Raw genomic sequence first — 23,257 nt, forward strand, 5'->3', positions numbered from 1 at the left:
ACTAGACGGTGCAAAATCAGGATTTTACGTTCTTTGTAGCCTGTTCAATTAGATCTTCAACTTTCTTAATATTCTGATCTCCGGCTAAGTAACCAATACCCCGATGTAAATGTAAGCGAAATTGCGTAATTAGGGTTTCTCTATCTGTATCTAAGCCGTCGTTGTAGCAGCGTTGTTTGAGGGCTAAAAGTAAAATATCGGACATTTCTCCCCCAAAAACCCGCCATGTCATTTCAACGTTGCTATCTTGGGGGATAGGTACGGGAGAAGGTGCAGCAGCTTCTGCAAGGGAACGACAAAACGCCCACCGACATAATATATTCCATTGTTCTATTTTGGTGCTGCGTTTGAGTTTGAGGAGTTGTTCTTTGGCTGTTTGGGAGAGTTTGATTCTTTCTATTGGTGATTCCATGATTTTGGTGATTGGTGATAATAAATTTAAGTCTCACGCAAAGGCGCAAAGACGCAAAGGAAGAAATAAATCAGAAGTTTAAAATTTGCTAATTTTATATAGTTTGTTTATTTTGATTGTGGGCTAGATTACGGACTATGCGATTTAGAAAACTCAGATAATCATCTATTTCTTCATAACTATCTAATTCTTGTTCTTCTTCTGGTGTGAGTTGAGAATTTTGTTGTTTAAAAAGTAATGTTTCAATGCGATTCTGGACATTACTAGAAGCACGAAAGATAGGTGTTCCTTCTTGTAACTCGATTGTGACAGCACCTTCTAAGAGTAAGGTAGCAGGTAAATTATGTAAAGTTGGTAGTAGAGGAATTGTCATATTTAAATCCATGAAATACTAAATAACATTTTACCAAAAATAACCAGGTTTGATTGTGGTTTCTCTTTTACCTGAGTTGTATTGGAGTAGGTATTCGCGGGCTATGGCTTCGGTTTCTTGCAGGTTTTGATATTCTTTTTTGCCGATTTCGGTGTCGGTGGAAAGGAGGATTACTTGATGGCTGGCTGAGGGGAAGTATCTTTCTACTAGGTTGTTACGGTGGGAGGAGTCTAGTCTTCCTAATGGGGTGTCTATGGCGATAGGTAAGCGTCTTCCTGATACTTTGGCTAATCCCCACAGGAAGGCGATCGCTAATAGTTGTTTTTCACCGGCGGAAAGTCGGTGTTTAGGGACTGGTTTTCCATTTAAATCATATAATGATAATCCGAAGGTTTTGCTATCAATAGCTATACGATGTACTAAGTCTGATTTATGTAATAAATATAGAAAACAATTTTTTACTTCTTCTTCTAATTTATTCAATTTTCTCAAGGTTAATCTTTCTCGAAACACCTTTAATGTTTGTTGAACTTTTAACGCCGAATCAATAATATGTTCACTATTTTGATATTTGAGATTGTCTACTGTATATTCATTTAATTCCTGTCTCAATCTTTTAATTTCTGTATCTAATTCTATCAGTTTTTGAGTCATTATATCCGACTGAGATTTAAGTTTATTAAATTCAGTTTGGGATTCTTTTACTGCTGTTTGTAGTTTTGTATATTCTTCCGGTGCAGCCGCAGTTTGGACTTGTCTTTCTAAAGTTAGTATTTCTTCTTCATAATTAGTTAATTCATCTAATTGCTTCTGGGCGGTATTTTGGTAAATTTGTAACCGATAAGTTATATTGTCAAGTAAACTTAAACTTTCTTCATCTCCATTTAACCAATTATTTTCCGTTGATAAGTTATTAGTATATAAGTTATTGATATCTTCTGCTAAAAAAGATTGAATATTAGTAAGTTTATTAGTTTCTAGATTTAATTGTTGTAGCCAATTTAGTAATCTTTCATCTCTAGCAATTAAGACATCTTTCGCTAATTGGATTTGTTGAGTTTTCAGTTCCTTTTCTCCCTGTCTTTGCACTTGCGATAATAAAGGACTAATCAAAGCTAAAGGTAAAACATCAGCAGCTAATTCACATAAGGATTCACGGAGATTATTAGCAACTTTAATTTTTGCTTCCCTTTGTTGTTCTAATTGACTACGTTCAGCGGCAATTTTCCCACCTTCATTCACAAATCTATCTAAAGCTTCTTCATGAATTTTGGCTAATTCTTTAACTTCAACATTCAGATTTGCAAGTTTTATCTGATTATTTTCGTATTCTTCCTGTTTCTTATGGAGTCGGGTTTCAATTTCTTCTAATTTAGCTAGATCTTTACTATCTGCAAATTCTCGTTTTTTGCGATTTACTAATATTTCTAAATCAATTGCCAATTTATCAGCTAATTCTAAACCCAAAAGTCCGTTAATAGCATCAACAACTATGGGCGGTGGGATTTCCTGTTCTGCAAGTTCTTTAACTTGTTCACCGTCAAACAGAAATAAATTGGAAATGCCTATAGGTAAGATATTTTCTATATATTCATCCCAAATATTTACCAATGAATCAATTGGCCATGTTTCATCATCTCCTAATATTCCTAAATGGTCTTTTCCGTCTTTGGGATTTTTTTCCCAAGTTCTTACAACCCGATATTTGATAGGTCTATCGTCTTCAATATGTTCAAAAACTAATTCAATTCTGGTTTTTTCTGTGGGGTTAGCTTTACTATTTACACATTGGGTTAAAAAATCACTATAACTCAGATTTCCCCTGGTTGAACATTGGGCACGTTGTCCATATAAGGCCAGACGAATGGCATCCATAAGGGTGGTTTTTCCACCGCCGTTCATTCCTCCTAACAGGATAATTGGGCGGGCGTTATCTTCGTCAACGTGGGGGTTGAGGTTGATGATTTGTTTTCCAGCATAAGGACCGAAGTTTTGCAGGACTAATTCTAGGAAGATCATGGTTTTTAATAATGTTGGTTTATAGAATATGGGGTGAATGATATAGCGAATGATACCCGGCGAATGGAATATTGCTTCGCAACGCCAAGGGCGAACGCGTCTACACAGGCAAAACCCACCTTCGTGGGTTCAATTTATTGGTTTTTCTTGAGAGATACGGGGCGAATAGAATTCGCCCGTTATTCCATTCGCCCTTTATTCCCCATTATTATCCTTTTGTGCGTATTTGAAATTAGCCCAAGTCTGTGGTTTACTCTCTTGTTTTTCAGCGTTATCTCCTAAACTTAATTGTTTGAATTTTTCCCGAATTGTCGCAACATCACCTTCTAATGCTGCTTGTCGTAAATCCCGTTTTAAATGGGCATTTGCGATCGCTTGTTCTGGTGAACGGGAACTTGTATCAAAGCATTTTTCTAGGCTTTCATAGATACCCACACGGCGAGTTTTTTTCTTAAATTGTCTTTCTGTATCTAATAGTCTGGCCATTAATTCTAGGTGCATTCCATCACCTTCACAGATTTCTTCTAATACTCCCCATTCATCACTACCAAGTATGCTTTGATCTGCACCAGGACGAGGATCTTTAAATACTTCTCCTGTGACTTCTTCATATATGCGGGGTAAGCTATCATCAAATTCGTGTTTGTCTTCTAACCATATTCGGCGGATAGCACTCAATTCTTCTAGAGTAATTAGAGTAATATCACCCATATTTTTAGGTGCTGTTTGACGGACTTGTGTTTGCGCTGTTAATACTCGTCTTAGCCAATGTTCTCGCCAATATTTTGTATAAGGACCATGTATAGGTTCAACAGATGTTTCACCATTTACATTACGTTCAAATAATTGAACTTCTCCCCAGATACGACGAAAATCTCTTTTACTTCTGTCATCTTTAATATCTAATTCATTGCGAATATCTAATAGAGGCTGCATCCATTCTTTTTCTTCATCATTTTGGATCATTGCCTCCATTGATTTATCTTTACTAACAATTGTGCATACCCAGCAACCAAATCGAGAATCGCCACAACTAGGTGTAGAAGTATCAACAACTAAAGGACATTCATTATCTGCTGTTGCACCTCGATACATAGTAAATAAATCTTTATTGCTATATCCCCAAGGATTTTCAAGCTGATTGAGATAAATCCAGACTTCATCAGTAATCCAATCTTCTATAGGAAGATAAATCATAGAATTAGGTCTATTTGGATTCAAATTCATATGATCACGTATCCGCCATTCTCGATGTTTAGCCATCGTAATAGAACGTTTGATACTTTCAGATTTACGAGTACCCAATACAAGAATTACTTCACCGTTAGTTTGAATTACTTCCCGAATAAAGCTGTCAGTGGGTTTAATTTTTAATCTGTCGGTACACCAACGCATACGATTACGTGGTGCTGGATAGCCTTTACCTATTAAGTTCACCCAAAAGGTATCTTTAATTGCTGGATAAAGCAGATGGGCTTGAATTGGCATTCCTTGTTCTTCAGCGGCAACTCTCATTCGTTCTAAGGAGTTGCGTACCCAAACAGAGACTACAGGATTTTCTACTAATGTATCTGTTGTAATTACATGAATTGGCTTAGTTTTTTTTTCCGGTGGGAGTTCAGCGATCGCATTCCAAATAAGCTGTAAAGTAGCAGTGCTGTCTTTTCCACCTGAATAACCTACTACCCAAGGTATCTCATCTAAACAATACAATTCTTGAATTTCTGTTGTCAAAGCTTGGATATACTCCACTAATTCTGGTACAGTACGATTCGGCTGATTTTTATTTTCTGGCTGTTGTGCTGTAGTCATTTTTCCCTACCTCTGGATATATGAACATAGAATCAATACTTCCCTTTGTGGGAATGGAATCATCTAGTATATAAATAAACTTAAGCTATGCGTGCAACATATTTTTAAAAATTGCATCCCTAGTATCCATTTTTTTGGACAATAAAGCAAGAGTTCATCACTAAGTTTTCAAAAATTAACATGAATGATAATACAAATACACTAAATAATCAACTCGCTAACGAGTATCTAGAACGGGAAAATAAGGATAAACAGGTATTAGCTTTGCTGCTAGACAGGTTTTTAGAGAAGAAAGACCAAATTCTTGTCCAAAAAACCGAAATGGGTGGTACAGAGGCTTATATAGGTTCTGTGACATTGGAATGGTTTGCGGGACGGGTACATTTTGCGTCTGGTTTACCGCTGCTGCAAAAAAAGTACAACCCAGAGACAGAGAATATTGAAATTGATGCTGATAGTATTGATGATATTCAACAACGTCCTGTTGACTGGTCGCGTCAAGCCCCGTTAGTACAGTATTTAGCAGCGAGGAAAAACCATAAATTTCCGGCTGTGTTGGTAGTAATTAATCAACCTTGGGTAGATAACCCCAAAGCAGCGGAGTGGGATAGTCAAGGACGGGCTAAAAAAGCGACAACTGATTTTATACCTTTAGATAAAGATGGTAAAGTCGGTTTACTGAATATTTCTGAAGAAAATGTGACAATTTATGCTTTAGATGGTCAGCATAGATTAATGGGTGTCCAAGGTTTAATGGAGTTAATTAAATCTGGTAAACTCCAACGTTATAAAAAGGATAAAACTGCGGATGATAGTTTTATTACCTTATCTGATTTGATTGAGAAATATCAAGTAGAACCTGCTTATTTACAAAATTTATCTAAAGAAAAAATTGGCATTGAATTTATTTGTGCGGTGAATACTGGAGAAACTTATACAGAAGCAAAACGACGGGTCAGATCAATTTTTGTTCATGTGAATTTAATGGCTGCACCTTTAACTAAAGGTCAGTTAGCACAATTAAATGAAGATGATGGTTTTGCTATTGTAGCGCGAAAAATTGCGGTTACACATCCACTTTTAGAACAAAAACCAAATCGCAATCCCCGTGTTAATTGGAATAGTGCCACAGTAGCCGCTAATTCTACGGTTTTGACGACCTTGCAAGCCTTACAAGATATGTCTGAAAGGTATTTGGGTCAAAAGTTCCCCCACTGGAAACCTTTGGAAAAAGGGTTAATTCCTATGCGTCCAGAAAATGAAGAAATTCAGGAAGGAATTGCTGATTTTAGATTACTTTTTGATAATTTAGCTAATCTTCCCAGTTATAAAATATTGGAACACGAAGATACAACTGCTTTGCGTCGTTTCCATTTTGAAAAAGACGGAGGTGAGGGAAATATGTTATTTCGTCCAGTTTCTCAAGTAGCTTTAGCCCAAGCTTTGGGAACTTTGGTATTTAAAAAAGGTTTTGCTTTGACGGATATTTTTAAGAAGTTGGAGAAATTTGACCGTCAAGGGGGTTTTAGTAATATGGAATATCCTCAATCTTTATGGTATGGAGTTTTATATGACCCCAATAAAAAGCGGGTACAAATAGCAGGAAAAGATTTAGCTGTGAAGTTATTCATTTATATGTTGGGAGGAATGACTGAAAAAATGGAAGTTACTGCTTTACGTAAAGCTTTAGCTAATGCTAGGACGACAGAAGAACAAACTATAGGTTTTGATGGTAAGTTAGTTAAACCTCAAGATGTAGGACTTCCAGTTATTTTATAATAATAGCCCATTATGGCTGAAATATATGATCACGATGCCATTGTAAAGCTTCAATATCTGGAAAATATTTCTCTACTTTCGGTAATATGAGTATTTCCCCATGAAATTCTGTTATTGTTCTAGCATGGGGAGATACTTCTTCTAATTCTTTACTAACGATAATTTTGTATTTATCATCAATAGCAAACCAACCTCTATCAAAAGCCCAATGATGATTTTTGCAAAGCGCTATTCCGTTATGTATTCTACTGTCATAAAAAGCAGAAAATGGCTTTATATGTGCGCCGTCAACAATATTTTGATTACCAGTTTTAGTAACTTTCAACCCACAAAAAGCGCATTGACAATCATATACAGAAACAACCGCTTTTCTAAAGAAAGCATTTCTAATTAGTGTTTTTTTTAAACTCCATTTAGGAATAATTTTTAATGTATCTGTTGATTCGGTTATAGTTTCTTGTTCTAAGGATTCATTTTGAAAATTTTCATTAATTTTTAAAATTTCTCCTATCTCATTTTCATCAGATGAAAGCCAACTTGATACAAGTGCATCAATTAATTCTTTTCTGGTACTTTCATCTTGTATTAAACTAAAAAGTTCATCATCCAGAAAAGCGTAGTTAACATCATGTCTAAGTCTGGGAATTGTTTGAGGACGACCACCCTCATATTCAGAACTAAACTGAAGATGCCAAAACTTACATTGATTATTTTTCACATTTTTCAAGTGAAAAAACGGAAGGGCAAAATCGCTACCTTTAAACGGGCTAGATGCAATTACCTGCCAATACTTTTTAAATGTCTCAATTAAATCATCAGAAATATAAATTTTTTCATCCTTTATTACATTTTGTGCAATTAGATCAATTACAGATAAAAGTAATATTGGTTGGTTGAGTGCATAACCTTTTTTATCAGTTTTGTATACATTGAGGTTAGAGAAAGATTGACAATAATCAGCTAAACTTCTCTGATTGGATGATTGTTTTACTTTGGTCATTTTTACTATTACTATGAATATCTAAATTTTTGATTTATGGTCTAAATCTTCTCAGATCATAATTTTCACCCTCAAAATCATCCTTAAACCTGTCAGAATTGAGAAATAATAAAATTCGATCAGAATAATCTACTGCACCTCGAATTTCTATTTCTAATACTTCTAAACCACCATTAGCATACTCTTCAAATATATGATTACGCTTTTCATTGTTATTACCATCATGAAAAGATAAAATTCCTATATCTTCAGTTTCAATAAGTCCTAAAAGATTTATTACCGTATCATAGCCTCTAACAATAAATTGTTCTTGAGGAATTGGTGATGGTTCACGTTTAGAAATTTCCCCCAAGGGGACACGCTTTTTATACTTTACACCCAAAGCAGCAGCAAAAACAATCACATCAGCGAAAGTCTGAAAAGGACCAGTTCCCCCATCAGCAGAAGTTAAACTTTTCACCAACTCAGCTTTATCCCTAGCAACCCTGATTCTACCAGTTTCCGCCATAACTATAAAATATACACCCTTAACATCATAAACCAAACCTAACTTATTAATATCACATACTCACACTCCTCTTTGCGCCTCTGCGTCTCTGCGAGAGAAAAAAATCAAAAAACATCCTCATAAACCAGAGAAAGAGGAAACCTAAAATCAACACTAACCAAATGTACCTCATCATCCTCAACAAAAGGATGTAACTCCCATAAACCCTTCTCATTTAAACGAAAACAATCCAAACCAATTTTATCAGCACTAATTAAAACATATTTCTGCAAAGATTCAATCCGTCTATATAGCTGAAACTTACCTCCTCTATCATAAGCTTCCGTACTCGGAGAAAGCACCTCAACAATTAAACAAGGAAATTGAATAAACTTAATTGCTTTTTTATCCCGTTCATCACAACTTACCATGACATCTGGATAAGTAAACAGACCATTTTCCGATATACCTACTTTAGCATCTGCCATAAAAGGACGACAATTACCACCCCGCAAATGATTTTTTAATCCAGAAGCTAAATTTAAAGCAATAGTAATATGAGGAATAGTTCCCCCAGTTATAGCAAAAACTTCACCATTGATATATTCGTGTTTAATATCTTGTTGTTCCTCCCACTCCAAATACTCCAAAGGACTCATATAAATTGGATCAAAATTAGCAACCATGACATTTACCTCCTGACTTTCCGTAAAACAAATTAACTAAAAATTTGCAACAACCAGCGATTAACCTCACCATCATCTTGAGTTAAACTGCGTTGAATAGCTTCCTGAACAGTAGATATTTGCAACCCTGGTAAAACCTTTGACTCCTCAATTCTCCTACTTCCACCATCAATAATTTCAAAAGCAATAATATCATTATTATTAGCATTCATTACCCAATATTCCTTTACCCCCAACCGTTCATAAAGTAACCGCTTAAAACCCAAATCATCATTAATAGAAGAAACAGCAACTTCCACAACTAAAGTCGGTGCTGTTAACTCATTAATATTGACAGGAGAATTATTCAAAGGTGGAAATGTTATCTTATCCCCAATATAAAAAGCTAAATCAGGTTGACATTCTCCCTCACTTGTTCTGCGAAAACTGGTATTTACCCAGCCTTTAATCTTAATATTTTTCAATGTCGCATAAAAATTCACAACATTTGCAACAACATTATTATTATTTCCATGAATTGAACCAACAGGTGACATTTCTACCCTCATATAATTTTGATAAAAATAAAATCTTCCTTGCTGATAATCAGAATGTTCAGCAACCTCCATAAACTCATCCCAACTCACACTTACCCACGTATCCGTCACCAAACTTAAAGAACTAACAACCATTTCTTTCTTCCTTTGCGCCTTTGCGCCTTTGCGTGAGATATATTAATTTCGTTCAACCTCAACAATTTCCGTATATTCAAAACCATTCAAACTCTGTCGCACCAAAGCATATTTTTCCCTCCCCAACTCAATAAAATCCTGTTCACAATTAGGTTTAGAAGAATAATAAACTAACACATATTCCTTCCCAATCTTATCAGCAATTTCCTCCTCAACTTCCACCCTCCATTGAGTTTTGGTCACCAACACAACCAACTGATTTGCTAACTTAGGAATAGTTCGCGCAATGTGGCGACGGGAATTAGCGTCTAAACTTCCAAAAGGAGAGTCCATAACAATGGGAAAAGTGCTACTTTCAGGAAGCATGATCATTTTTCGTCTTTCACTCCAGTCACGCACCTTATCAATAATACTAGCGATAAAAGATAAACTGAGAATTTGATTTTCTCCTGTTGAAGCTGCGACTGGTGCTTCAATTCCCGTCGTATTTTCCACTAAACTTAATTCATATTTTTCGCTAATTTTGGGAATATAGGGAGTAAAAGAAATATCTGCAAATATTTCCTGTACTCGCTGTTCCAATTGGAGACGAAACTGATTTTCTTGACGGTTTTTCACTTCTGATAACCTGTCAATTGCATCTTGAGTAGCATTAATGCGACGCTGTGCTAAAGATTGTTTTTCCTCATTTTGTTTTTGCTTAGATATTTGTTTGATCAAAGCATCAATAGTTGTTTTAAGGTGAGAAACTTCCTGTTGATTTGCACCTTGTTCTCGATTTAATTCATCACTTTTGGCTTCAATTTCATCCAGACGTTTTTGTAAATTGCTAATTTCCTCATTGGGATCTTTTCGCAGTTGTTCTTGAATACTATCTAATTCAGATTCAACTTGGGATAGATTGTCTCTTAACTGTTTGACTCTGGTTTGTTCTCTATCTGCTTCTTCCCAAAAAGCATCTGCTTGTTTATCAATTTCATCAACTTGCGCGCTCATTCTAATTGCGGTTTCTTCGACAGTTGAAGAACCAGATTTTCTCATTAAGTTCTTGACATGAAAATGGGTGTGAGTTCCTTCTCTTAAATCTGCACCACAAATACAACGTCCAGTATTGAGTAAATCATTGATAAATTCCCGCGAAATTCCTGCTGTTAATTCACCACTTTGTTTTAAATCTGTAAAAATTTCCCGAAATTTATGCGTAGTTTCCGATAACAGAACAGTATAACCCCGTGCGGAAATAACTTTTTTTAAATTTTCCCGTGTTTTCTTTAAATCTTCTCGCAAACTATCTCTTTGGGAGTCTAAACTTTGCTTTCTTTCCTGTAATTCCTTAACAGCACTCAATTCTCGTAACTTATTACTAACTTCTTTTTTAAACGTTTGTTGATATTCCAACTCTTGATTTATTTCTGTTTGACGTTGATTAATGGTTTCAATTTCTATTTCTTGTTTTTCCTTTTGAGTTAATAGTTGTTTCGTTTCTGCATCACCAATATGCTTGAACTCAGTTTCCAAAGACTTTTTAGCATCTTTTAGGTGTCTAATAGAAAGTTCAATTACTTCCACCCCTAAAAAAGTTCTAATTGCTTCTGCAATTTCTGCTTTATTATCAGAACGGACAATTTCCTCAATCCGTTCACCGTCAAAGAAAAAATATTGATGTAAACTTGCTGGTAAAATCTGAGTGATAATTTCCTCTGGTAATTGATTAGGAATTTTCCATTGACCATCTTCTCCACCTAACCACATTCTTAGTTGAGTTTTTCCAGCTTCAATAATATCACTTTGATTTTTATAAACCCGACAACCACGTTTAGCACGATAGCGAATACCTTCATGTTCCCAACCAATTTCTACGGAACATTCTACAGGTTCTCCTGGTTGAGATTCGGCGATTGCGCGTTTATTTACTAACTGTTCAGTTGACGCAAAAGCCGCACTAAACTTTTCATATAAAACCCAAGTAAACGCATTCAAAAAACTGGTTTTACCAGCACCATTACTACCATAAACCATAGTAGTATTGCAAACATTTCCAGCAGCTAAAGTTATCTCTGGAGTTTTCCCATAAAAGGAACGAAAATTACATAATTTAATCGAAGTTAGCTTCATTGCACCGCTTCCTTCACAATAGTGAGAATATCATCATTAATATGACCTTTACTCTTTCTATCTAATCTGCTTTTCTCCAATCTCCATACCTTTTCAATAATTTGCTTTACCTCCGGTGGTGCGCTGGTAATTGGTTCTTGAACATCTTCAATATTTGTTTCTGATATCATTTCAATACTGCAATAGATTTATTTTCTATTTTAACCCTTAACGAGTGACAAGGTGACAAAACAGCTTGTTTCATAAGGGATAGAACCTGAAAGCCACGTTGAAAAAAGAGGCGCTTATGAGGCTTGAGAGCAATCAAGTTTAGAGCTAAGTAAGTTAGCATTGAAAATCGTCGTTATGGCAAGGCAAGAGGCAAGAGTGAAGAGGGTATGGGCGATTTTACTTTTCTTTACACAGATTGGTTTTATTGTGTTCACCTACTTAAATCAGCCCATAATTCCATTTTACGCAGAGTTTACCTATTCCTAAAAATCTTTGTAGATTACGTTTCCTGCTTTGATATTTAATTGGTTGGGGAAATAAGCTGGCTAATTTTGACAGTTTCACCCGGAGATGAGCTTGTATTAATAGGAACAGTATCTCTAATATCAAATACTGCTGTTCACTCAAATGCTTTCGGAAAATTGTTTGATATGATTGTGGTAACATTTTTTGCTTTGGGGGCATCCTTCTATTTTTTTACCCCCTTATTTTCTCAAATTATTGCCACATCTCATCTTCAACCGCCTTGTCACCCGTTAAGCTATTCCCCAGCCCCCAGCCTCCTATTTCTCAGATTCCTGAGAGGGTGGTTTTTGAAACACTAGATAAATGTAATATGTAGCCATAGGGATGACAGTAGCGGCAATTAATAGCCCGACAACCCAAGCAGTAGCATTACCTTGATCTGTTTCTTCAGCTTTGGTAAAAGTTCCTTCTACCTGGACTGTCTCCTTGAGTTCTGGTGGACCGGGATCTGCTTGACCGGATAAAATAGCAACCAGGCGATCGCTCACATCCAAAAATCCTTGGTTATATTTATTGCCCTCACGTAATGCCGTACCTAATGTTTCTTCAACCACACTCTCGGCAATAGAGTCAGTTAATAATGACTTCACATTATCCCCACTCAGTAAAGTCATTCTATTAGTAACAGTATCAACCAGTAATAATACTTGGTTGGCTTGCTCTGCCGCTGTTGGAAACCACTTACTAAATAATCCTTTGGCAAAACTTTCCGGTGTTTCTCCATAGTCGAGGCGGTGAATAGTGACAATTCTGGCTTCATTACCAGTTTTTTGCGCCAAATCCTGGAAAGCCTTGCTAATCTGACCTTCATTCAATCGGCTAATCACATCACCTTGATCTAAAATCCAAGTGTCTGCTGTCAAACTGGGTATTTCGTATACACCAGTGGCCGCAGCAGGTAAAATAAACAGTGAAGTCGCCATCATCATCACCAATATAGGCAAGATAAGACGAATAACGTATTTTTGGTTACTAAATAATTGCTTGAGTAACTGTTGCATGGGATGAATCCTTAAACAGACTTGCAATCAAAATACTACATAATTGGGTCAGTTGTCAGTTGTCAGTTGTCATTGGGAAGAAATATTCCCCCTGCCCCCTGCCCCATTTCCTCAATCATCAGCGGGGATATGTGCCTTGATACGATAAGATTAAATTTAATAAAAGTAAAAAATCTTGGTTTTAGAGAAAGATCATGACAACTTCTATCGCCTTTGACTTAGCATCACTAAATCAGCAATTTGAAACGGCAACCCCTACAGAAATCCTAGCCTGGTCTATACAGAACATCCCCACGGGACTAGTCCAAACTAGTGCTTTCAACGTTGATGACATCATCTTGACACACATTTTCTATAGCGAACTTCAGCATCCTGTTCCTGTTATTTTTCTAGATACCCTTTATCATTTCCCTCAAACCCTAGAATTGGTAGCTAAAGCCAAAGAACTCTATAACCTAGATTTAAAAACCTATAAGACACCAGACGTAGATAGCCGTGAAGCCTTTGCTGCTAAATTCGGTGAAGCCCTTTGGGATACAGATATTACTAAATTCCATGACATTACCAAAATTGAACCACTGCAACGCGGTTTGGACGAACTTAAAACTGTGGCTTGGATTACTGGTCGTCGTCGTGATCAAGCAGTTACTCGTGCTACCATGCCCGTATTTGAATTAGACGGTAAAGGAAGATTAAAAATCAACCCTCTAGCCACCTGGACTCGCAAGCAAAGCTGGGCCTATGTAGCTGAACATCAAGTAATTTACAACCCTCTTCATGACCAAGGTTATCCCAGTATTGGTGACGAACCTATTACCACCAAGGTCGGTGAAGGTGAAGACGAACGGGCTGGACGTTGGCGTGGCAGCGAAAAAACTGAGTGTGGAATCCACATTTAATCACACTACTCCCCTAGATCCCCGACTTCTTGAAGAAGTCGGGGATCTTAACCCCTACAACCAATAAACTATGAAAATTCTCCATCTTTCAGATATCCATATTGGTAGCGGTTTTTGTCATGGGCGTGTTAATCCAGCCACAGGTTTAAACACACGACTGGAGGATTTTGTGAAAACATTATCTTTGTGTATTGACCGAGCGATCGCTGATCATGTAGATTTAGTCCTATTCGGTGGTGATGCCTTCCCTAATGCCACACCTGCACCCTATGTGCAAGAAGCCTTTGCTAATCAATTTCGCCGTTTAGTTGATGCAGATATCCCCACAGTCTTATTAGTGGGAAATCATGACCAACATTCCCAAGGTTTAGGGGGTGCGAGTTTAAATATTTATCGGACTTTGGGAGTACCAGGGTTTGTGGTTGGTGATACTTTAACGACTCATCGCATTTCCACACAAACAGGAAATATACAAATAATTACTCTCCCCTGGTTAACTCGTTCTACTTTAATGACTCGTCAAGAAACTCAGGGTTCTTCTCTAGCAGAAGTTAATCAAATCCTCACAGACCGTTTAGAAGTAGTTATCGAAGCAGAAATTCGCCGTCTTGACCCGGATTTACCCACTGTGCTTTTAGCCCATTTAATGGCTGATAATGCCACTTTAGGTGCAGAACGTTTATTAGCAGTCGGGAAAGGTTTTACTTTACCCTTATCTTTATTAACTCGACCATGTTTTGATTATGTGGCTTTAGGTCATGTCCACAAACACCAGAATTTAAATAAATCTAATGACCCACCAGTAATTTATCCTGGCAGTATTGAACGGGTAGATTTTAGTGAAGAGAAGGAAGACAAAGGTTATGTAATGATAGATTTGGAAAAAGGGAAAGTAAATTGGGAATTTTGTCCCCTACCCGTGCGAACATTTCGGACTATTGAGATAGATATATCCAAACAAGATGATCCACAAAAAGCATTATTAAAAGGAATTACTAAATATGATATTCAAGATAATGTAGTGCGACTCATTTATAAACTGCGGTCAGAACAATTGGATTTAATTGATAACTCTTCTCTTCACCAAGCTTTAAGCATTGCACACACTTACACTATTCAAGCCGAATTAGTTAGTCAATTAGCAAAACCTCGTATTCCTGAATTAACCGCGAGTAGCAGTATTGACCCAATGTCAGCTTTACAAACTTACTTAAATAATCGAGAAGATTTAAAAGAAATAATGCCCTCTATGTTAGAAGCAGCACAAAATTTATTAACAGATGATGAGGGAATTTTGTTATTACCCCAAGTTACCTGAGTTCGGTGTTAGGAGTTTCTCCTTCGGAGACGCTACGCGAACGGAAGTCAAAATTAATATGCCGTAGGCTTTTTAGGAATTTTTAATAACGCTGGAAATTGGGAAAATTTACCTAATTAATCTATTTTACCAACGGGTAATGGCTCGCAAATATGCAATAATAGGAATCTGATAAACTTCAAGAAAAATCCAAATAATAATTCCTAAATGTGACAAAAAAGTTAGCACCGTCCAAACAAATGGAAGCCATGACAGGGGAACATGAGAATGGGGAGGAAAATAATATGCTGTTACTCCTATTAAGGTAGTCGGTAAAATAATAAAAGCAATTGCGGATAAACCATAACCCCAACCTAATTCCACATTTCCTAATCGTGCTTGTGTCCACCTTAATCCATTCCAATTCCAAACTAAAGGCGGTTCTCTAGAAGGCATTTTCACCTGTTGTAATTCCAAATTAACTGTAAAAATCTCATTGCAGAAATCACAACACATAGCTTCCATCATCAACATTTGCGAAATTTTACCCACGCGACATACTGGACATGGATAATTTTCTTGAAAGTTTAAAGATGTTGATAAAATTGGAGATTTTGGCATAATTATGGCTTGCTTAATAAACTTTGAAACTATTCATTTAGCTATCACTTTCCCAGATTTAAGACTATTCTTATCTCCTTCTAATTCTTCCTCCTGACTCCTTCTAATAAAACAACCTAGTTTCTTGATAAAACCAGGTTGAATTTGATATAATGACAATATTGGAAATGTAATTAGTCTAGAAAACCCATCAAAAGTTCGGAGTCATCGAAGGTATTCGGTGCTATTGGCCGATTTCCGAAGACGGAATAGTTGTCAGCAACTACCAAGGTGCTAGAAGCAATGGGACGAATACCAGACAAGTTAATACTATCAACTACTTGGAATGTGTTTGCACCGATGGGACGAATTCCCATAGAGTTGAAGGTATCAACTACTTGTAATGTCCCGGTGGTAATGGGACGCATTCCAGCAACTATGATTGTTCCCTGAGAACTTTCTTCAGTATTACTGATATTATCCTGATTATTTTCTGTCATTTTTATTTCTCCTTTGCATTAGATGACACTTGTTCAAACTGAATCTTTGTTTGTTAAGTGAATTTTACAATAATTAAGGAAAGAAGTATTTTTTTCCTATATATTTAGAGTCTAACCTTAAACTAGCATATATCACAGGTTGAATCTGAGACTGATATATTTTTTCCTGAGGTTAGAACCTTGATTATATCAGCTAATGTACATTTATTTTGGTACAGAGACGTTATATCAAGTTATAAAATTATTTTATCTTTTTTATAAGATAACTGTAGCGGTATGCACTTGAATGAGATACAGAATTCACCTAAAAAACCATACACCAAATGACTTTTAACTCTGTTCCCTGTTCCCTGTTCCCTGCTATATCATAATTAGAAATCATCCAATTAAAGAATTAAGTAACTCTGCCATTTGGATTGAGGATTTTGATGGTTTTTTTCTGGTATTAATAACCGCCAACTTTTACCTTCTTTTTGAACTTGTAGGTAGACTTCAAAGGGTCTTTTTAGTTGTTTGAAACTGCGTTTTGGTAGTTTTACAGTAAAGTCGTAATTTCCCTGTACCCGATAAGCTGGTAAGTTTTCAATGGTGAGGGGTTGTTGTTGAGTAATAGATATGCGCTGAATATTAAATTTTTGGAAGTTTAAATCTAGTTGTTGGTTAAGTTGCTGTTGGGTTTGTTCTAGTTGGAGGGCGATCGCTTTTTGCACTAATTCCGGTGTCGGTAATAAGGCAATACTAGTACAAGCTGTGAGGAAAATTATCAAAATTGTTGTAAAAATTAACTTAATCATCTTTAATTTCTTGTGAATGTATTTGCATATATCCTCATTAACCACCATTCACTGGAGGAATTAAAACCACCTCATCACCATTTTGGAGAATAGTATCTGGTGCAACAAATTGTAAATTCACGCCAAAGCGGGTTATTTCTCGCCATTTGCTTAATTTTGGGTGTTCAGCAATTAGGCGATCGCACACAGTTTGCACAGGTGTACCATAGGGAAACTCCCACACTAGTTCATTCACTCCATAAACTTCTTGATAAACAGCAAATAACTTAACGGTTACAGTGATAGATTGGGACATATAATTTTTCTATACAACCTGATCATTTAATCATTGGGAATTATTGTAAATTTACCCCCCTTAATTTGCACAAGAATAGATTGACCTTCCCGCTCTCTTTCTGGTGTAAACTTGAGAGGATAACCCGATGTTTCATTGGCAGGAAGACTAACATTTGCCAATCCTTTCAATACTGTACTACGAGATGGATTATTAGATAAAGCTTTAATCAAAGCCTGAGTTGCATCAAAGCTAGTTGCAGTTCGCCAACTAATAGCTCCTCCCCACTGCTTATCTGCTTTTTTTGCAAAAGATTGAGCTTGTGGTGTTTCTCTAAACCAGGGTACTGCAAGGATTAAACCCTCTACATTTTTACTATCGCTGATTAAGATATCACCCTGATAAAGATTATCTCCACCTAACATTTTTAATTCTCGTCTAGGTGAATTTTGGGAATTATTCCTGAGTGTTTCGTTTATTTTGGTAATTTCTTTGGCAATCTTGAGAGTAATATCAAGCTTTTGCGTATTAGAAAATAACATTACTGCTTCTGCTTGATCACCATAAACACTTTTACCAACTTCTTTTTCTGCATCAAATGTAGGAGAAGTTAAATCAATTAAAGGTTTACGAACTACCTCACCTCCTAGTTTTTCAAATTGATTTGTAAATATCTTTTTGATACTATTACTATATGCGTTAGTTGGGTTGGCAAAAATTACTGCCTTTTTTAATTTCAGACTTTTATAAGTGTATTCAGCAAGTTTTTTACCTGCACTTTCATCAGAAGAAACTGCTCTAAAGAAAACTGGATTTTTTAATGAAATGCTAGTGCTGGTAGGGGAAATCACTGCCAACTTAGCTTTTTCATATTCTGGTAATGCCATATTGGTAGCATCACTAGAAATATGTCCAATAACTCCCAGTATAGAAGAATCTTTGATGAGTTCTTGAGCTACTTCTTTGGCTTTTTCTATATTACTGTCATTAGCAATCACAATTTCTAGTAATCTGCCATTTAAGCCATTGTTACTATTAAATTGGTTTTGTGCTTGAGCTACTCCACGTAATACTTCTTGAGTCACAATTGTGCTTTTGTCTACTGGTACAACCACTGCTAATGTTAAAGGCATACCTTGTTGACGAGCCAGGGAATTATTATAATAAATTAGCACTTCTGGATCATAGCGATTAGCTGTTACAGCTTGTTGAAATAACGTAGTTGCTTCTTGATAATTACCTTGTCGAAAGGCTTGAATCCCTCTGTTGCGCGGGATATTATTAATCTCAGTAAATAAAGTGCGATCGCCTCTACTGATTCTACCATTAATTATACTATTGTCTCCTACACAAAAAACACCTAATTGCTTTCTTTCACCTGGTTCACATTTAGATCCGCGAGCAATACTAGCCACTATAATACTAGAAATAATAAAAACAGCAGATGCTATTGCAGTTAAAATAATCAAACTAGATTTTGCTCGAATATCTGGAATATTAACTTCACTTAATTGATTTTCGGTTGATTGATGTAAATTAATATTAATACCACTATGATTGACAACGCCAGTCTCAATAGTTTGGGAATGAGTGCTTGAATGGAGAATTATATGACTAGGATTTTTTTTTTGCTCAATTTTATCTAACTCATGAATTTCTTCTTTTAGTGGGTGACGTTGTATGATCCACAGCCGGACAAATTCTATTCTAACATTCTCCTTTATTTCATCTAAAAACCCATTACTTCTCAGAATTTGGTTTGTTTCTATAATTAATTTATGTTCTGTGTCAGGTCTATATTTTTTTATTAATTCAACATAATCATTTGAATTTTCTTGCGCTTCTGCTATCGCGGCAAAAACAACTCTTTCTAGAATTGAAAATCCTTCCCAAAACCATGTTAAACCAGCCTCAGCTAACTCAATTGCTTTGTTAATAATGACTTTTACATCTTCACTACTAACCGTCCATTTATTCTCCTCTCGCGCTCTCCCAAAAATAGTAAAACATATCGCTTGGGTGAAATAAGGGTGTCCTGCGGATAGATCAAAAATTTCTTTTATCGCATCTTCTTCATATTCAAGGATATTTTTTGCTGGGTTAATAATCAACTTTTTTGTACTATCTTCGTCCAATAGCCTAATTTCTCGAACAGGCACATCCTTAAATATCTTACTTATCCTGTGGTTATTTACTGATTTTTGTTCTATTAGCAAAATTAAAAATAATTTTTTATTAATCTTAACAAGGGAAGATAAATATTGATAAAACCGCTCTAACAATTCCGAATCATGACTATTCATTAAGGCATCAAATTCATCAAGCACCAAGACCAGATTCTTATTTTCTAATAACTTATATACTTGCTGTAGAAATTCATGAGAAAAGACTCCTGGAGCTAATTCTAACTCTGTAATTTCCGGTAGTTTAATATTTTCATTATCCAACGAAAGATCATTAAGGATCTCTTGAGCTAAATCCGCCAAAATTTCACTCAGGGATTTTTGGCTATAATGTTCTAAATTAAATGTCACATAAACAAACTCATGTAAATCATTGAATCCATCAGGAATATTTCTAATGACAGATGTTTTACCAATGCGTCGTTGACCATATAACAAGATGATATGACGGTTATGATGAATATCATCTTGAATAGACGAAAATAGCCTTTCTCTTCCAAAAAACAACTGTTGGTCAATAGGACGACCAATAATATAAGGGTTTCTTTGAGACTTAAAAGAAGTAATCATACCTTCATAATACCTCCAAACATTTTAATTGCATCTGTGAAATCACGGTTTTACTGGATCAATTTGTTCAAATTTACTTGCTTTAATCTCGACAAGAATAGACTCACCTTGACGCTCCCTTTGTGGTGTGAACTTGAGGGGATAGCCTGATGTTTCATTGGCAGCAAGACTGACATTTTCCAGCCTTCCTAATACTGTACTACGAGATGGATTATTAGATAAGGCCTTAATCAAAACCAAAGTTGCATCAAAGCTAGTTGCAGTTCGCCAACTAATATCTCCCCCCCATTGCTTATCTGCTTTTTTGGCAAAAGATTGAGCTTGTGATATCCCTCTGAACCAGGGTACTGCAATGATTAAACCCTCTACATTTTTCCCACCGTTGCTTAAGGTTTCATCCTGATAAAGAGTATCTCCAGCTAACATTTTTAATTCTGGTCTTGGTGGATTTTGAGTTTTGAGTGTTTCGTTTCTTTTGGTAATTTCTTTAGCAATCTTGAAAGCAATCTCAACGCTTTGTGTGTCTGGAAACAACAATGCTGCTTCTGCATTATCACCATAGACGCTTTTAGCCACTTCTTTCTCTGCATCAAATGTAGAAGCAGTTAAATCAATTAGGGGTTTATGAACCACCTCACCGCCTAGTTTTTCAAATTGATTTGTAAATATCTCTCTGATACTATTACTATATGAACTATTCGGATTTCCAAAAACTACTGCTTTTTTTAATTTCAGACTTTTATAAGCATATTCAGCAAGTTTTTTACCCGCACTTTCATCAGAATAAACTGCTCTAAAGAAAACTGGATTGCTTAGTAAAATGCTAGTGCTGGTGGGGGAAATAACGGCTAGTTTGGCTTTTGCATATTCTGGTAATGCCGCCTGGGTAGCATCACTAGGTTTATGTCCAACCACTCCCAATATTGAAGAATCCTTGATGAGTTCTTGAGCTACTTCTTTAGCTTTTTCTTTATTGCTATCATTAGCAATCACAATTTCTACTAATCTGCCATTTAACCCTTTATTTTGATTAAATTGATTTTGTGCTTGGGCTACTCCACGTAAGATTTCTTTAGCAGTATCAGTAGTTGTGTTTTTGTCTAATGGCACAACTACTGCTAAGGTAAAGGGAGAACCTTGTTGGCGAGCTAGGGAATTATTATAATAAATTAGCACTTCTGGGTCATTTTGATTGGCTTTGACAGCTTTTTGGAATAGATTAGTAGCTTGGGGATAATTACCTTGTTGGAAGGCTTGAATACCTTTGTCACGAAAGGTATTATTAATCTCAGGGAAGAAAGTGCGATCGCCTCGACTAATTCTACTATTATCTACTACACAAAAAACACCTGATTCCTTTCTTTCACCTGTTGGACAAGTTTTGAAAACTTGAGAAATACCTGCACCGAGAACTATGATTCCAGCTAATCCACACGATGCTATGAGTATTGAACCACGATTAAGCCACCTGGAAATCGTTCCAGAAGGTTTACTTACAGGTACATAATTTGTATCTCCAACGTTAAGATTAGTTTTAGACTTATAACTTTGAATTTCTTCCAGTCTTTGTCGAGATATTTTTCTCTGAGGATCAATTTCTAAAACAGACTCAAACTGTTCTTCAGCCTCAGCCCATTTTCTCTTAACTATTAACTGATGTCCATAATCTTCTGCTATCTCTATAAAGGCATCTTTGCTACTTTCTTTATCAATGTCATAAGCTAGTGTGTGAATTTCCAAAGCTTGCTCAAAATTTTCTTCGTCTGAGTATTTTTTGGCTAAATTTAATAAAGACGAAAAAACAGATTCTTGTTTATGATTGATAGAATAGAACTGGTAGGCTCGTTTATACAACTCATGGGCTTGATTGAGTTGTCCAATCTTCAAATATTCTTCAGCCAAAGACATTACAGTTGTGAAGTTGTTGGGATTATTTTGTAACGCTTCTTCATAAATCTGCAACGCTAGTTCATTATTTATTCCTCTCAGTTCATTAGCTGCTGACAAAAGTTTATTTACAACTTCTTCATCAACTTTTTCTAAGGTACTAATTTCATCTTTTAGCTTATGCGTTTTCACTAACCAACGGCGGACTAATTCTATTTTAACCCTGCATTGTGTGTCATCTAAAAAACCATATTCATCTAATTCTGCGTATGCTTTAATCAAATAGTCTGCTGACACTATTCCATAGCTTCTTAATAGCATTAATGGAGTTTGGATAGCTTTATTTTCTTGAATAGCTATATTTTGAGCCTCTGCTGCTGCTGCAAAAATAACCTGCTGCTTAGTAGTTAATCCGCCCCAGAACCAATCTAAACCACCTTCAGCTAATTCAATTGCTTTATCTACGATACTTTCAACATGATGACCATTTATACTCTGGGGAAGCACATTTGTTCTCTTATAGCTATCGCGTGCTAGATTATAAATGGCAGAACATATACACTGGGTAACATAAGGATGTCCTGCGGATAATTGGAAAATTGCTTCTATTGCTTCTTCTTTATATCTTAAAAATTTCTCAGCAGGTTTAATAATTAACTCTTTAGTATGATTTTTATCCAATAAACCAATTTCTTTACTTGCTCCTGGTCGTAATGAAGAAACTAATTTTGGCAATTTTGATATATTTCTTCCTACTATTGGGATAATAAATAACTTCTGATCTTTTTCCAGTAATTGTCTAATATAATTACAAAAATTATCACCATCTGTAGATAATTCAGTATCTCTTTCAGTCAACACATCAAATTCATCCCATAGCAAAACCAATTTTTTATTACCTAATTGTTGATAAACTGTCGGTAGAAACTCAAGATAAAAAATTTCAATATTGGTTGAAATATTCTCCGCTAAATGGGTTAAAATTTCCTCGTTTGTTTCTAGTCTCTCTATAATTCCAATTGCAATTAAACGGATAATTTCTTGATGAGACGAGTTTACTGTACATTGAAAATCGAAACTGATAAAAACAAATTCATCTGTAGCTAATTTTTTTGGAATCTGTGCAATTACAGATGATTTGCCAATGCGTCGTTGACCATGTAATAAAATCAGGTTTACATTAGTTTGAAGACTATCATTAATAGTACCTAACAAATCGTCGCGTCCAAAAAATCTTTCTGGATCGCTAATCGCTGTACCTACTATGTAAGGATTTGGAGGAAAATTAGGCATTTTTTATTTTCTCGCAATCTATAAATTTAATTTCAAATCAATCATTAGCTATAAACTTAGTAGAGAAGTTTATTTTAACTTCTCCATCC

General features: G+C 35.8%; 20 protein-coding genes and 1 pseudogene. 3 read left to right on the forward strand and 18 right to left on the reverse strand.

The features are described 5' to 3' along the window. Positions 1 to 16: 16 nt before the first annotated feature. The 4 genes from dndE to dndC all read right to left on the reverse strand — a co-directional run bounded on the left by dndE (position 17) and on the right by dndC (position 4,616). Entirely contained in the window at positions 17 to 412 is a 396-nt protein-coding gene (gene dndE / locus IQ226_RS00695) for a DNA sulfur modification protein DndE (protein ID WP_193890819.1), read from the reverse strand. Positions 413 to 506: 94 nt separating this feature from the next. Next, positions 507 to 785 (reverse strand): hypothetical protein, encoded by a 279-nt coding sequence (locus IQ226_RS00700; protein ID WP_193890822.1) that lies wholly within the window; start codon positions 783 to 785, stop codon positions 507 to 509. Between the two features lie 30 nt (positions 786 to 815). Continuing rightward, positions 816 to 2,804, reverse strand: a complete 1,989-nt coding sequence (gene dndD / locus IQ226_RS00705; RefSeq protein WP_193890825.1) for a DNA sulfur modification protein DndD — start codon at positions 2,802 to 2,804, stop codon at positions 816 to 818. Between the two features lie 195 nt (positions 2,805 to 2,999). Next, positions 3,000 to 4,616: a DNA phosphorothioation system sulfurtransferase DndC gene (gene dndC / locus IQ226_RS00710; RefSeq protein WP_193890828.1), complete on the reverse strand. Its 1,617-nt coding sequence runs from the start codon at positions 4,614 to 4,616 to the stop codon at positions 3,000 to 3,002. A 180-nt stretch (positions 4,617 to 4,796) separates the two neighbouring features. On the opposite strand from dndC, the gene IQ226_RS00715 reads away from it, so the two are divergent. Beyond that, on the forward strand, positions 4,797 to 6,395 hold the full coding sequence (locus tag IQ226_RS00715) for a DGQHR domain-containing protein (protein ID WP_193890831.1): 1,599 nt from the start codon (positions 4,797 to 4,799) through the stop codon (positions 6,393 to 6,395). Positions 6,396 to 6,405: 10 nt separating this feature from the next. Here IQ226_RS00715 and IQ226_RS00720 read toward each other — a convergent pair whose 3' ends face one another. The 8 genes and pseudogenes from IQ226_RS00720 to psb32 all read right to left on the reverse strand — a co-directional run bounded on the left by IQ226_RS00720 (position 6,406) and on the right by psb32 (position 12,871). Then, entirely contained in the window at positions 6,406 to 7,395 is a 990-nt protein-coding gene (locus tag IQ226_RS00720; protein WP_193890834.1) for an HNH endonuclease, read from the reverse strand. 34 nt (positions 7,396 to 7,429) lie between these two features. Then, positions 7,430 to 7,903: a DNA phosphorothioation-associated protein 4 gene (locus tag IQ226_RS00725; RefSeq protein ID WP_193890837.1), complete on the reverse strand. Its 474-nt coding sequence runs from the start codon at positions 7,901 to 7,903 to the stop codon at positions 7,430 to 7,432. A 104-nt stretch (positions 7,904 to 8,007) separates the two neighbouring features. Continuing rightward, entirely contained in the window at positions 8,008 to 8,568 is a 561-nt protein-coding gene (locus IQ226_RS00730; protein WP_193890840.1) for a Uma2 family endonuclease, read from the reverse strand. Positions 8,569 to 8,600: 32 nt separating this feature from the next. After that, positions 8,601 to 9,239, reverse strand: a complete 639-nt coding sequence (locus tag IQ226_RS00735; RefSeq protein ID WP_193890843.1) for a Uma2 family endonuclease — start codon at positions 9,237 to 9,239, stop codon at positions 8,601 to 8,603. Between the two features lie 42 nt (positions 9,240 to 9,281). Beyond that, positions 9,282 to 11,354, reverse strand: a complete 2,073-nt coding sequence (locus tag IQ226_RS00740; protein WP_193890846.1) for an AAA family ATPase — start codon at positions 11,352 to 11,354, stop codon at positions 9,282 to 9,284. Further along, positions 11,351 to 11,524, reverse strand: coding sequence for a hypothetical protein (locus IQ226_RS00745; RefSeq protein WP_193890849.1), 174 nt, complete (start codon positions 11,522 to 11,524; stop codon positions 11,351 to 11,353). Before IQ226_RS00745 ends, IQ226_RS00740 begins: the two co-directional genes overlap by 4 nt. Before the next feature lie 280 nt (positions 11,525 to 11,804). Continuing rightward, positions 11,805 to 12,011 (reverse strand): annotated as a pseudogene (locus IQ226_RS24825) (IS4 family transposase); the annotation flags it as partial. 116 nt (positions 12,012 to 12,127) lie between these two features. Beyond that, positions 12,128 to 12,871, reverse strand: coding sequence for a photosystem II repair protein Psb32 (gene psb32, locus IQ226_RS00750; RefSeq protein WP_193890852.1), 744 nt, complete (start codon positions 12,869 to 12,871; stop codon positions 12,128 to 12,130). 194 nt (positions 12,872 to 13,065) lie between these two features. Between psb32 and cysH the strand changes: the two genes are divergently transcribed. After that, entirely contained in the window at positions 13,066 to 13,770 is a 705-nt protein-coding gene (cysH, locus tag IQ226_RS00755) for a phosphoadenosine phosphosulfate reductase (protein WP_193890855.1), read from the forward strand. Between the two features lie 70 nt (positions 13,771 to 13,840). After that, complete coding sequence (sbcD, locus tag IQ226_RS00760) at positions 13,841 to 15,088, forward strand: exonuclease subunit SbcD (RefSeq protein WP_193890857.1); 1,248 nt, start codon at positions 13,841 to 13,843, stop codon at positions 15,086 to 15,088. A 126-nt stretch (positions 15,089 to 15,214) separates the two neighbouring features. Here sbcD and IQ226_RS00765 read toward each other — a convergent pair whose 3' ends face one another. From IQ226_RS00765 to IQ226_RS00790, 6 genes are all read right to left on the reverse strand, one after another. Continuing rightward, a complete protein-coding gene (locus IQ226_RS00765; protein ID WP_193890859.1) occupies positions 15,215 to 15,688 on the reverse strand; it encodes a hypothetical protein in 474 nt (157 codons plus the stop codon). A 173-nt stretch (positions 15,689 to 15,861) separates the two neighbouring features. Next, the gene (locus tag IQ226_RS00770) at positions 15,862 to 16,167 is read right to left on the reverse strand and encodes a hypothetical protein (RefSeq protein ID WP_027400932.1); all 306 of its coding nucleotides are present in this window, start codon (positions 16,165 to 16,167) and stop codon (positions 15,862 to 15,864) included. 386 nt (positions 16,168 to 16,553) lie between these two features. Continuing rightward, positions 16,554 to 16,961, reverse strand: a complete 408-nt coding sequence (locus tag IQ226_RS00775; protein ID WP_193890861.1) for a hypothetical protein — start codon at positions 16,959 to 16,961, stop codon at positions 16,554 to 16,556. 37 nt (positions 16,962 to 16,998) lie between these two features. Beyond that, entirely contained in the window at positions 16,999 to 17,256 is a 258-nt protein-coding gene (locus tag IQ226_RS00780; RefSeq protein WP_193890863.1) for a MoaD/ThiS family protein, read from the reverse strand. Positions 17,257 to 17,282: 26 nt separating this feature from the next. After that, positions 17,283 to 19,988, reverse strand: a complete 2,706-nt coding sequence (locus tag IQ226_RS00785; protein WP_193890865.1) for an ABC transporter substrate-binding protein — start codon at positions 19,986 to 19,988, stop codon at positions 17,283 to 17,285. A gap of 42 nt (positions 19,989 to 20,030) precedes the next feature. Then, complete coding sequence (locus IQ226_RS00790; RefSeq protein ID WP_193890866.1) at positions 20,031 to 23,168, reverse strand: ABC transporter substrate-binding protein; 3,138 nt, start codon at positions 23,166 to 23,168, stop codon at positions 20,031 to 20,033. Positions 23,169 to 23,257 lie beyond the last annotated feature (89 nt).

This window comes from Dolichospermum sp. LEGE 00240 (genome assembly GCF_015207875.1).
Classification (GTDB): Bacteria; Cyanobacteriota; Cyanobacteriia; order Cyanobacteriales; family Nostocaceae; genus Dolichospermum; species Dolichospermum gracile.

What these genes read in the sequence shown, in the direction of transcription:
- IQ226_RS00730 (WP_193890840.1), bottom strand. Translation starts at nt 8,568, where the DNA reads ATGGTTGCTAATTTTGATCCAATTTATATGAGTCCTTTGGAGTATTTG.
- IQ226_RS00770 (WP_027400932.1), bottom strand. Translation starts at nt 16,167, where the DNA reads ATGACAGAAAATAATCAGGATAATATCAGTAATACTGAAGAAAGTTCT.
- dndC (WP_193890828.1), bottom strand. Translation starts at nt 4,616, where the DNA reads ATGACTACAGCACAACAGCCAGAAAATAAAAATCAGCCGAATCGTACT.
- IQ226_RS00700 (WP_193890822.1), bottom strand. Translation starts at nt 785, where the DNA reads ATGACAATTCCTCTACTACCAACTTTACATAATTTACCTGCTACCTTA.
- IQ226_RS00720 (WP_193890834.1), bottom strand. Translation starts at nt 7,395, where the DNA reads ATGACCAAAGTAAAACAATCATCCAATCAGAGAAGTTTAGCTGATTAT.
- psb32 (WP_193890852.1), bottom strand. Translation starts at nt 12,871, where the DNA reads ATGCAACAGTTACTCAAGCAATTATTTAGTAACCAAAAATACGTTATT.
- dndD (WP_193890825.1), bottom strand. Translation starts at nt 2,804, where the DNA reads ATGATCTTCCTAGAATTAGTCCTGCAAAACTTCGGTCCTTATGCTGGA.
- IQ226_RS00725 (WP_193890837.1), bottom strand. Translation starts at nt 7,903, where the DNA reads ATGGCGGAAACTGGTAGAATCAGGGTTGCTAGGGATAAAGCTGAGTTG.
- dndE (WP_193890819.1), bottom strand. Translation starts at nt 412, where the DNA reads ATGGAATCACCAATAGAAAGAATCAAACTCTCCCAAACAGCCAAAGAA.
- IQ226_RS00715 (WP_193890831.1), top strand. Translation starts at nt 4,797, where the DNA reads ATGAATGATAATACAAATACACTAAATAATCAACTCGCTAACGAGTAT.
- IQ226_RS00775 (WP_193890861.1), bottom strand. Translation starts at nt 16,961, where the DNA reads ATGATTAAGTTAATTTTTACAACAATTTTGATAATTTTCCTCACAGCT.
- cysH (WP_193890855.1), top strand. Translation starts at nt 13,066, where the DNA reads ATGACAACTTCTATCGCCTTTGACTTAGCATCACTAAATCAGCAATTT.
- IQ226_RS00745 (WP_193890849.1), bottom strand. Translation starts at nt 11,524, where the DNA reads ATGATATCAGAAACAAATATTGAAGATGTTCAAGAACCAATTACCAGC.
- IQ226_RS00735 (WP_193890843.1), bottom strand. Translation starts at nt 9,239, where the DNA reads ATGGTTGTTAGTTCTTTAAGTTTGGTGACGGATACGTGGGTAAGTGTG.
- IQ226_RS00740 (WP_193890846.1), bottom strand. Translation starts at nt 11,354, where the DNA reads ATGAAGCTAACTTCGATTAAATTATGTAATTTTCGTTCCTTTTATGGG.
- IQ226_RS00780 (WP_193890863.1), bottom strand. Translation starts at nt 17,256, where the DNA reads ATGTCCCAATCTATCACTGTAACCGTTAAGTTATTTGCTGTTTATCAA.
- IQ226_RS00785 (WP_193890865.1), bottom strand. Translation starts at nt 19,988, where the DNA reads ATGATTACTTCTTTTAAGTCTCAAAGAAACCCTTATATTATTGGTCGT.
- IQ226_RS00790 (WP_193890866.1), bottom strand. Translation starts at nt 23,168, where the DNA reads ATGCCTAATTTTCCTCCAAATCCTTACATAGTAGGTACAGCGATTAGC.
- IQ226_RS00765 (WP_193890859.1), bottom strand. Translation starts at nt 15,688, where the DNA reads ATGCCAAAATCTCCAATTTTATCAACATCTTTAAACTTTCAAGAAAAT.
- sbcD (WP_193890857.1), top strand. Translation starts at nt 13,841, where the DNA reads ATGAAAATTCTCCATCTTTCAGATATCCATATTGGTAGCGGTTTTTGT.